This is a genomic window from Cytophaga sp. (assembly GCF_051961495.1).
Taxonomy (GTDB): Bacteria; Bacteroidota; Bacteroidia; order Cytophagales; family Cytophagaceae; genus Cytophaga.
Map to the genome: position 1 here is coordinate 1 of NZ_JBQCDF010000038.1, position 2,264 is coordinate 2,264.

1 protein-coding gene is annotated in these 2,264 nt (G+C 37.9%); it reads right to left on the reverse strand.

Annotation, left to right across the window (positions count from 1 at the left end; all coding sequences use genetic code 11):
- Positions 1 to 2,264 (reverse strand): hypothetical protein (locus ACTHJT_RS02055; RefSeq protein ID WP_440236023.1); only part of this gene is annotated, 2,264 nt, incomplete at both ends.

Below are 2,264 nucleotides of genomic sequence, written 5' to 3' on the forward strand. Positions count from 1 at the left end.
GGCAACTGTTGCATACGGTGCGAGCATCGCAGCGGTATCCGCGATGTTTAATTTTAAATTCAATCTGCTTTGTACCAAAGTCAAAGAATCAATCATGCGCTGTGTTCTCGCATAAGAACATAACATAGCAGCGGTATCTGAAATATTAACCTTGGTATTTAAACCTGCTGTTGAACCGGCAACTGTAGCATACGGTGCAAGCATTGCAGCAGTATCAGCGATATTTAATTTTAAATTCAACCTGCTTTGCACCAAACTCAATGAATCAAGCATGCGCTGGGTTCTTGTATAAGTGCTCAGCATGGAAGCGGTATCAGAAATATTTAATTTAGTGGCAATTGAATTATTTACAGTTGATGCATTTGCATACGGTGCCAGCATTGCAGCAGTATCAGCGATATTTAATTTTAAATTCAACCTGCTTTGTACCAAACTTAAAGAATCGATCATGCGTTGTGTTCGGGCATAAGAATCTAACATAGCGGCCGTATCTGAAATATTAACCTTGGTATTTAAACCTGCTGTTGAACCGGCAACTGTAGCATATGGTGCAAGCATTGCAGCCGTATCAGCGATATTCAATTTTAAATTGATTCTGTTTTGTATCAAAGTCAAAGAATCGATCATGCGCTGTGTTCTGGCGTACGTGCTCAGCATGGAAGCGGTATCAGCAATATTTAATTTAGTCGCAATCGAATTATTTATAGTTGACGCATTTGCATACGGGGCGAGCATTGCAGCGGTGTCAGCAATATTTAATTTTAAATTTAGGTTGCTTTGAACCAGGCTTAAAGAATCAATCATGCGTTGTGTTCTGGCATAAGTGCTCAGCATGGAAGCAGTGTCAGAAATATTTAATTTAGTTGCTATTGAATTATTTACAGTTGACGCATTTGCATACGGCGCAAGCATCGCAGCCGTATCCGCAATATTTAATTTTAAATTAATTCTGCTTTGAACCAGATTCAAAGAATCGATCAGACGCTGTGTTCTGGCATAAGAACCCAACATAGCAGCAGTATCTAAAATATTTAATTTAGTAGCTATTGAATTATTTACTGTTGATGAATTTGCATACGGTGCGAGCATTGCAGCAGTATCTGCAATATTTAATTTAGTAGCTATTGAGTTATTTACTGTTGACGCATTTGCATACGGCGCCAGCATCGCAGCCGTATCCGCAATATTTAATTTTAAATTGATTCTGTTTTGTACCAAATTCAAAGAATCAATCATGCGTTGTGTTCTTGCATAAGAACTCAGCATGGAAGCAGTATCAGAAATATTTACTTTGGTATTTAATCCTGATGTTGAACTGGCAACTGTGGCGTATGGTGCAAGCATCGCGGCGGTATCCGCGATGTTTAATTTTAAATTGATCCTGCTTTGAACCAGATTCAAAGAATCGATCAGACGCTGTGTTCTGGCATAAGAACCCAACATAGCGGCAGTATCTAAAATATTTAATTTAGTAGCTATTGAATTATTTACTGTTGATGAATTTGCATACGATGCGAGCATTGCAGCCGTATCAGCAACATTTAATTTTAAATTCAACCTGCTTTGAACTAAGCTTAAAGAATCAATCATACGTTGTGTTCTTACATAAGTGCTGAGCATTGCAGCAGTATCTGCAATATTTAATTTAGTAGCTATTGAGTTATTTACTGTTGACGCATTTGCATACGGTGCGAGCATTGCAGCAGTATCAGCAATATTTAATTTTAAATTAATTCTGCTTTGAACCAAGCTTAATGAATCAATCATGCGTTGAGTTCTTGTATAATTGCTCAGCATGGAAGCTGTATCAGAAATATTTACTTTAGTATTTAATGCTGATGTTGAACTGGCGACTGTTGCGTACGATGCAAGCATTGCAGCGGTGTCACCGATATTTAATTTTAAATCCAATCTGCTTTGCACTAAAACCAAAGAATCAATCATGCGCTGTGTTCTTGCATAAGTGCTCAGCATGGACGCCGTATCGGAAATATTTAACTTAGTTGAAATCGAATTATTCACAGTTGATGTATTTGCATACGGTGCAAGCATCGCAGCGGTGTCAGCGATGTTTAATTTTAAATTCAATTTGCTTTGTACCAGACTCAAAGAATCAATCATGCGTTGTGTTCTGGCGTAAGTGCTCAGCATGGAAGCCGTATCAGTAATATTTAATTTAGTCGCAATTGAGTTATTTATTGTTGATGCATTTGCATACGGGGCGAGCATTGCAGCAGTATCAGCGATGTTTAATTTTAAATTCA